This window comes from Dongia sp., assembly GCF_041906375.1.
Classification (GTDB): domain Bacteria; phylum Pseudomonadota; class Alphaproteobacteria; order Dongiales; family Dongiaceae; genus Dongia.
Window position 1 is genome coordinate 1 of record NZ_JAYRJJ010000020.1, and the last position, 7,570, is coordinate 7,570.

The 7,570-nt window shown below is 63.8% G+C and carries 7 protein-coding genes and 1 tRNA gene; 1 reads left to right on the forward strand and 7 read right to left on the reverse strand.

Features of this window, described 5'->3' with window-relative positions; all coding sequences use genetic code 11:
* The 6 genes from ACE3OA_RS21290 to ACE3OA_RS21315 all read right to left on the reverse strand — a co-directional run.
* On the reverse strand, nt 1–114 hold a 114-nt coding region (locus tag ACE3OA_RS21290; RefSeq protein ID WP_374314634.1), incomplete at its 3' end, for an SDR family NAD(P)-dependent oxidoreductase.
* Between the two features lie 11 nt (nt 115–125).
* On the reverse strand, nt 126–506 hold the full coding sequence (locus ACE3OA_RS21295) for a RidA family protein (RefSeq protein ID WP_374314621.1): 381 nt from the start codon (nt 504–506) through the stop codon (nt 126–128).
* Nucleotides 507–528: 22 nt separating this feature from the next.
* Nucleotides 529–1,692, reverse strand: coding sequence for an isovaleryl-CoA dehydrogenase (locus ACE3OA_RS21300; protein WP_374314623.1), 1,164 nt, complete (start codon nt 1,690–1,692; stop codon nt 529–531).
* 46 nt (nt 1,693–1,738) lie between these two features.
* The gene (gene mgtE, locus ACE3OA_RS21305) at nt 1,739–3,178 is read right to left on the reverse strand and encodes a magnesium transporter (protein ID WP_374314625.1); all 1,440 of its coding nucleotides are present in this window, start codon (nt 3,176–3,178) and stop codon (nt 1,739–1,741) included.
* Nucleotides 3,165–5,468 carry an NADP-dependent malic enzyme gene (locus ACE3OA_RS21310; RefSeq protein ID WP_374314627.1) on the reverse strand — a complete coding sequence of 768 codons (2,304 nt, stop codon included), beginning with the start codon at nt 5,466–5,468 and terminating at the stop codon, nt 3,165–3,167. The genes mgtE and ACE3OA_RS21310 overlap by 14 nt, the downstream gene beginning before the upstream one ends.
* A gap of 203 nt (nt 5,469–5,671) precedes the next feature.
* Nucleotides 5,672–5,756: transfer RNA gene (locus tag ACE3OA_RS21315), tRNA-Leu, on the reverse strand.
* A gap of 111 nt (nt 5,757–5,867) precedes the next feature.
* Between ACE3OA_RS21315 and lipB the strand changes: the two genes are divergently transcribed.
* The gene (lipB, locus tag ACE3OA_RS21320) at nt 5,868–6,521 is read left to right on the forward strand and encodes a lipoyl(octanoyl) transferase LipB (RefSeq protein WP_374314630.1); all 654 of its coding nucleotides are present in this window, start codon (nt 5,868–5,870) and stop codon (nt 6,519–6,521) included.
* Nucleotides 6,522–6,683: 162 nt separating this feature from the next.
* On the opposite strand, the gene ACE3OA_RS21325 is transcribed toward lipB, so the two are convergent.
* Nucleotides 6,684–7,460, reverse strand: coding sequence for an SDR family oxidoreductase (locus ACE3OA_RS21325; protein WP_374314632.1), 777 nt, complete (start codon nt 7,458–7,460; stop codon nt 6,684–6,686).
* Nucleotides 7,461–7,570 lie beyond the last annotated feature (110 nt).

The window sequence follows — 7,570 nt, forward strand, 5'->3', positions numbered from 1 at the left end:
GGCTTCCTTGGGCTTGCGGCAGCAGGCGATGACGTCCCAGCCGGCAGCCGCATATTGCCGGGTAAGCTCCAGCCCGATGCCGCGATTGGCGCCCGTGATGAGAACGGTCGGCATCTGTCCCTCTCTTACTGGCGCTTGGCGGTGACTTCGATCTCGATCTTCATCTTGGCGTCGACCAGGCCGCAGATGATGGCGGTCGAAGCCGGCCGCACCTCGCCGAAATACTGGCCGAAAACGGGGGCCACTTTTTCCCAATCGGCCGGATTGACGATGATGTAGCGCGCCCGCACGACGTCCTTCAGGCTGGATCCAGCCTGCTTCAAGGCTGCCTCGATATTGCGGAAAGTCTGGTGGGTCTGTTCGACCACGTCGTCGGAAATGCTCATCTTGGCATAGTCGAATCCGGTGGTGCCGGAAACGAAGATCCAATCGCCATCGACCACGGCGCGGGAATAGCCGGCGACCTTTTCGAAAGCGGATCCTGAGGAAATCAATTGATGCGACATCTCACTCTTCCTGTTGGTTGTTTCACGCGGTTTCTTCAAACAATTCACGGCCGATCAGCATGCGGCGGATTTCCGAGGTGCCGGCGCCGATCTCATAGAGCTTGGCGTCGCGCAGCAACCGCCCAGCCGGATAGTCATTGATATAGCCGTTTCCACCCAGGCATTGAATGGCATCGAGTGCCAGAATTGTAGCCTTTTCCGCCGAAAACAGGATGGCGCCGGCAGCATCCTTGCGCGTGGTCTTACCTTTGTCGCAGGCCTTGGCCACCGCATAGACATAGGCGCGCGCGGCGTTCATCACGGTGTACATATCCGCGATCTTGGCCTGCATCAGCTGGAAGGTGCCGATGGCTTGCCCGAACTGGCGGCGCGTGTGCACGTAAGGGAGCACCAGATCGAGCGCCGACTGCATGATGCCGAGCGGACCGCCGGAGAGGACGGCGCGTTCATAGTCCAATCCGCTCATCAGTACCCGCACACCGCCATTGAGCGTTCCCAGCAGGCGCTCGGCGGGCAGGAAGCAGTCCGCGAAGACGAGTTCGCCGGTATTCGATCCGCGCATGCCCAGTTTGTCGAGCTTGCGGGCGCAGGAGAAACCCTTGTCGCCCTTTTCGACGATGAACGCGCTGATGCCGCGGGAGCCTGCCGCCAGATCGGTCTTGGCATAGACAATGAGCGTATCGGCATCCGGCCCGTTGGTGATCCACATCTTGGCGCCGTTGAGGACGAAGCCGCCGGAGGCCGCGTCGGCGCGCAAGCGCATGGAGACGACGTCGGAGCCCGCCTCCGGCTCGCTCATGGCGAGCGCCCCTACTGCGCTGCCGTCGATGAGGCCGGGCAGATAGCGGCGCTTCTGCGCCTCGTTGCCGTTGCGGCGGATCTGGTTGACGCAGAGATTGCTGTGCGCGCCATAGGACAGGCCCACTGAGGCCGAGGCGCGGCTGATCTCCTCCATGGCGATGACATGTTCCAGATAACCCATGCCGGCGCCGCCATATTCCGGCTCGACCGTGATGCCGAGGAGACCCATTTCACCGAATTTCCGCCACAGATCGACGGGGAATTCATTGTCGCGGTCGATATCGGCCGCACGCGGCGCAATCTCGGCGGCGGCAAAGGCCGCGACACTCTCGCGCAGCGCATCCGCTGTCTCGCCGAGATCGAAATCGAGGGTGGGGAAAGTCATCTAAAGTACCTCGTCCCTGATGGGCGGGTCGCATCCTGCCACCCAATCAGGTCAGGAACAAGGTCGCCAGGCCGAGGAAGGCGAAGAAGCCAAGGCAGTCCGTGGTGGTGGTGAGGAACGGGCCGGCGCCGGTTGCCGGATCGAAGCCGATGCGGTCCATGACCAGCGGGATCATGGTGCCGGCGAAACCCGCCCAGACCATGTTGAAGATCATGGCGCCGCCAAGAACGAAGCCCAGGGCCGCGTGGCCGAACCAGAAACCGCCCAGGGTGCCGAGGATGATGGCAAAGACGATGGCATTCATGAAGCCTACCGCCAATTCCTTGCCGATGAGGCGCATGACGTTCGAATTCGGCGTGATGTCGCGGGTGGCCAGCGCACGCACGGTCACGGTGATGACCTGGACGCCGGCATTCCCGCCCATGGCGGCGGTGATGGGCATCAGGACGGCAAGGGCGGGGTAGTGCCCGATCGTGCCTTCGAAGCGCGAGATGACGAAACTGGCGATGAGTGTATTGATCAGGGTCACCACCAACCAGCGTACGCGCAAGAACGCGGTCTTGTAGGCCGGGGCATGGAAATCGGTGTCGGACACGCCGACGATATTGAGGAGATCCTCCTCCGCTTCTTCGTCGATGACGCGCACGACGTCGTCGACCGTGATGACGCCGATGAGTCGTCCTTGCGTATCGACCACGGGGGCGGAGACCAGGGCGTATTGCCGGAAGAGATAGGCGACCGCCTCCTGGTCCATATCCGCCGGAACCAGGCGCAATTCCTCGTCCATGATGTCGGTAAGTTTGGTGGCGCGCTTACTGCGCATGGCGCGGGAAAGCGGCACCGAGCCCATGGGCTTGCCCGCCGGATCGAGGATGAAGAGATCGTAGAAATCGTCGGGCAGATCCTTGGCGGCGCGCAGGTAGTCGACCATTTCGCCCACCGTCCAATGCGCGGCGATGGCGACCAGTTCGCGCTGCATCAGGCGGCCGGCGCTGTCTTCCGGATAGGTCAGGCCCTGCTGCAGGAAGGCGCGGTCCTCGGCCGGCAGGCTGTCCAGCACGCGCTGCTGCGTGGCCTCGTCCAGATCTTCGAGAAGGTCGACGGCGTCGTCGGTATCAAGCTCGGTGACGACTTCGGCGAGTTCCGCCGGGGCCATCTGCTCGACCACCTCCTCGCGCAGCGCCTCGTCGAGATGGGAGATCGTCTCCGGCTCCAGCGCATGCCGGGTGATGTCGAGGAAGAGCTTGCGCTGTTCCGGCTCCAGATGCTCGATGAGGTCAGCGACGTCGGCCGGGTGCAACGGCTCGATGAGCGATTCAACCAGCGGGATATCGCCGGCGCTCAGCGCCGCGTTGATATTCTCCAGCAATTCCTCGGAAGGGCCATAAAGCTCTTCCTCGTCCACCGTCTCGACGATGGTGGGTTTGTCGGCTTCCTCCGCCACCCCTTCGGCCCCTGGGCCTGTCTTTTCCTCAGGGCCGGCCATGGCTCGTCGCCTCGCGGGATTTCTTGTCCTGGGCCTCGACGGCCGCGACGGCGCTCATATTGATGAGACCGCGCACGGAAATGCTCTGCGAAACGATATGCGCCGGCAGGTTGGTGCCGAGCAGGATGGGACCGATGGAAAGACCTTCACCCAGCATCCGCAACAGATTGAGCGTGATGTTGGCGGCGTCGAGATTGGGCATGACCAGGAGATTGGCACGGCCCTTGAGGCGGGATGACGGGAACAGGCGTTCGCGCACCGCCTCGGAGACGGCGGAATCGCCCTTCATCTCGCCCTCGACCTCCAATTCCGGATCCCGCTGCAGGATGAGACCCAGAGCGCGGCGCATCTTGCGCGCGGAATCGCTGTCGGAACTGCCGAAATTGGAATGCGACAGCAGCGCGGCCTTCGGCGCGATACCGAAGCGGCGCAGCCAGGCCGCCGCCTGCACGGCGCTTTCGGCCACTTCCTCATCGGTCGGATTTGCAGTCACCTCGGTATCCGTGATGAAGAAAGTGCCGGAGGTGAGCAGGACCGCGGTCACGGTCGAATAGGCTTTGACGCCCGCCTTGCGGCCGATCACTTCGTTGACATAACCCAGATGTCGCTCGAAACGGCCGACCGTCCCGCAGATCAGTGCATCGGCTTCACCGCGCCGGACCATCAAGGAGGCGATCAGCGTGTTGCGCGTACGCACCAGGGTGCGGGCCGAATCCGGCGTCACACCGCGCCTTTCGGTCAGCGTCAAATAGAAGTTCCAATACTCGTTGTAGCGCGGATCGCCTTCGGGATCGCACAGTTCATAGTCGCGTCCTTCGGTAAGCCGAAGCCCGATCTTCTCAATGCGCCGTTCGACCACGGAGCGGCGGCCGACCAGGACCGGAAAGGCCAGGCGTTCGTCGACCACGGATTGGACCGCGCGCAGCACGCGCTCATCCTCGCCCTCGGCATAGACCAGACGGCGCTTGTCGGCGCGCGCCCGCTCGAAGACCGGCTTCATGACCAGGCCTGAACGGAAGACGAATTGTTCGAGGATTGCGCGGTAGCCGTCCCAATCGGTGATCGGCCGAGTCGCAACACCGCTGTCCATGGCGGCCCGCGCCACGGCCGGCGCCAGTTCGACGATGAGGCGTGGATCGAATGGCTTGGGGATCAGGAATTCCGGGCCGAACTGCGTTTCCTGTCCGCCATAGGCCGAGGCCACCACATCGCTGCTTTCGGCCCGCGCCAGCTTGGCGATGGCATAGACGCAGGCGACCTTCATCGCCTCGTTGATTTGCGTGGCACCCACGTCGAGGGCGCCGCGGAAGATGAAGGGGAAGCAGAGGACGTTGTTGACCTGGTTCGGATAGTCGGAGCGCCCCGTCGCGATGACCGCGTCGGGGCGGACGGCCTTGACTTCCTCCGGCAGGATTTCCGGTGTCGGGTTGGCAAGCGCGAAGATGATGGGACGGTCGCCCATCTGCGCCACCATCTCGGGCTTCAACACGCGCGGCGCGGAGAGGCCGAGGAACACATCGGCACCCTTGATCGCATCGGCCAAGGTGCGCGCATCGGTCTTGCGCGCATAGCGGGCCTTGCGCGGGTCCATCAATTCGGTGCGACCTTCGTAAGCCACGCCCACGATATCGGTCACGGTGATGTTGTCGACGGAAAGGCCGAGGGCCACCAGCAGATCGAGGCAGGCGAGTGCCGCGGCGCCGGCCCCGGAGGTGACCAGCTTCACGTCGCCGATCTTCTTGCCGACGACTTCGAGCGCGTTGATGAGGGCCGCGGCGACAACGATGGCTGTGCCATGCTGGTCGTCATGCATGACCGGAATTTTCATCCGCTCGCGCAGCTTGCCTTCCACCTCGAAGCATTCCGGCGCCTTGATGTCCTCAAGGTTGATGCCACCGAAGGTGGGCTCGAGGGAGGCGATGATGTCGACAAGCTTCTGCGGATCGGTCTCGTTGATTTCGATATCAAAGACGTCGATATCGGCGAATTTCTTGAAGAGAACGGCCTTCCCCTCCATCACCGGCTTGGCGGCCAATGGCCCGATGGCACCGAGGCCCAGCACGGCGGTGCCGTTGGTGACTACGGCGATGAGGTTGGAGCGGCTGGTATAGTCGGCGGCCTTTGCCGGATCGGCAGCAATCGCCTCGGACGCGGCGGCGACACCAGGGGAATAGGCCAGCGCCAGATCGCGCTGGTTGGCGAGCGGCTTGGTCGCCGTGATTGCGATTTTGCCGGGCTTGGGGCGCCGATGATATTCCAGCGCGCCTTCCCTGATGCTGTCGTCCGCCATGCCCGCCCTCGAGATGCCCCAAAACGCGTCTTCAGGCGCGCTTGCGATTGTTAATTGGCGCGGATTATAGCCATCGGCGGCCTCTATGCCACCCCGGCGGGGCCCCGAAGGGCTATTTTTTGGATTTCAATTCATGGAGATAGCCAGCCGAAGCGCTGACCATCTGCTGGCCCTGAGGTTGGGCCCTGACTGCCTTAGAAAAATGGTGCGGTCGAGAAGACTCGAACTTCCACGGGTTGCCCCACAGCGACCTCAACGCTGCGCGTCTACCAATTCCGCCACGACCGCGCCTTTGCGGCAAAGATCACGAGAACCCTTGCCAGACAGCGCGGCGGGGAATAGCAAATCGGGACGAAGTGTTCAAGCAAACAAAAAACCTAACCATTCAAAGGGCTTGCCGTGACAAAAACGAGCGAGGTGGCGTGGCGGATCAGCGATCTGCCCGTTCCCTACCCGGAAGCGGTCGATTTCATGGAAAAACGGGTGGCCGAGATTCGCGCTGGCGAGGCACCGGAAACCATCTGGCTGATCGAACACCCGCCGCTCTACACCGCCGGCACCAGCGCCAAAGCGGGCGACCTGCTCAGCCCCGACCGCTTCCCGGTCTATGAGACCGGCCGCGGCGGCCAATTCACCTATCATGGGCCCGGCCAGCGCGTGGCCTATGTCATGCTGGATGTGAAGAAGCGCGGCGCCGATGTGCGGCAGTTCGTGCGCGATCTCGAGGAATGGGTGATTCGCACCCTCGCCCGCTTCAATGTCCGGGCCGAGCGCCGCGAGGGGCGCGTGGGCCTGTGGGTGGCAGATGGGAACCGCGAGGACAAGATCGCGGCCATCGGCATCCGCCTGCGCCATTGGGTGAGCTTCCACGGCATCGCCATCAATGTCGATCCGGACCTCGCGCATTTCAGCGGCATCGTCCCCTGCGGCATCACCGAGAGCGCCGCGACGCCCTATGGCGTCACGTCGCTGGCAAAGCTGGGGCAGATGGTGACGATGGCGGAGCTCGATATCGCGCTCAAGGCGGCGTTTGACGAGGTGTTTGGGGATTAGGAGCGCTTGCTGGTAGCAGCCCCCTCACCCTGACCCTCTCCCGTAAGGGGAGAGGGGAGGAGATCTACCGGGAAAACACGGGCACGCCGACCATCCAAGGCGTGGATGCGGGCTCTCGCCCCTCTCCCCTCGCGGGAGAGGGGTTGGGGTGAGGGGGATGGCTCAGATTCCGCCGCGGCTGGAGCCGCCGTCGAGGCGGAAGAAGGCGCCGGTGGTGTAGGCCGATTGCTGCCCGGCGAGAAACGCGATCATCGCGCCGAATTCGGCCGGGTCGCCATAGCGGCCGGCGGGGATGCCGGCGGCACCTTCGGCGGCGATTTCATCCACGCTGCGGCCGCTGCGCTTGGCGGCGGCGGCATCCAGTGACGAGGTGCGCTCGGTGGCAAAAGAGCCCGGCGCCACGGTATTGACCGTGACGCCCTGCCCCGCCAGTTCATCCGACAGGGATTTCAGATAGCCCTGCAGGCCAGCGCGCAAGGCGTTGGAATAGACGAGGCCCGGGATCGGCTCCTGCACGCTGGTGGAGGCGATGGAGAGGATGCGGCCCCAGCCGCGCGCTGCCATGCCCCGGCCAAGATGGGCGGTGAGGTCGATCTGGTTGAGAAACATCGCTTCGAACTGTTTTGCCCAGACAGCGCGGTCGACATCCTGCGCCTTTACCGGCGGTGGCGGCGGGGAATTCAGCACCAGAATGTCGTAGCCCTGCGCGTCGGCAAGAATCGGCTTAAGGTCCGCGGCCGAACCCAGATCGGCCACATGGGCCGACGCCTTGCCGCCCTTATCCCTGATTTCGGCGATGCGTGCCTGAAGCTTGTCGGCGCTGCGGGCCACCAGGGTGACGGCGACACCTTCCGCCGCCAAGGCCGATGCCGAGGCGGCGCCGAGACCTTGGCTGGCTCCCAGTACGAGTGCGCGCTTGCCGCTGATCCCGAGATCCATGTTTCGCCTCCGACGTTAAATCATGCGTCGGATGTTTGCGCGAAACCTTCCGGTATGTCCCCTGCGAAATCCTCAACCGCCACGCCCGCCACACGCGCGGCTTTGGGGCC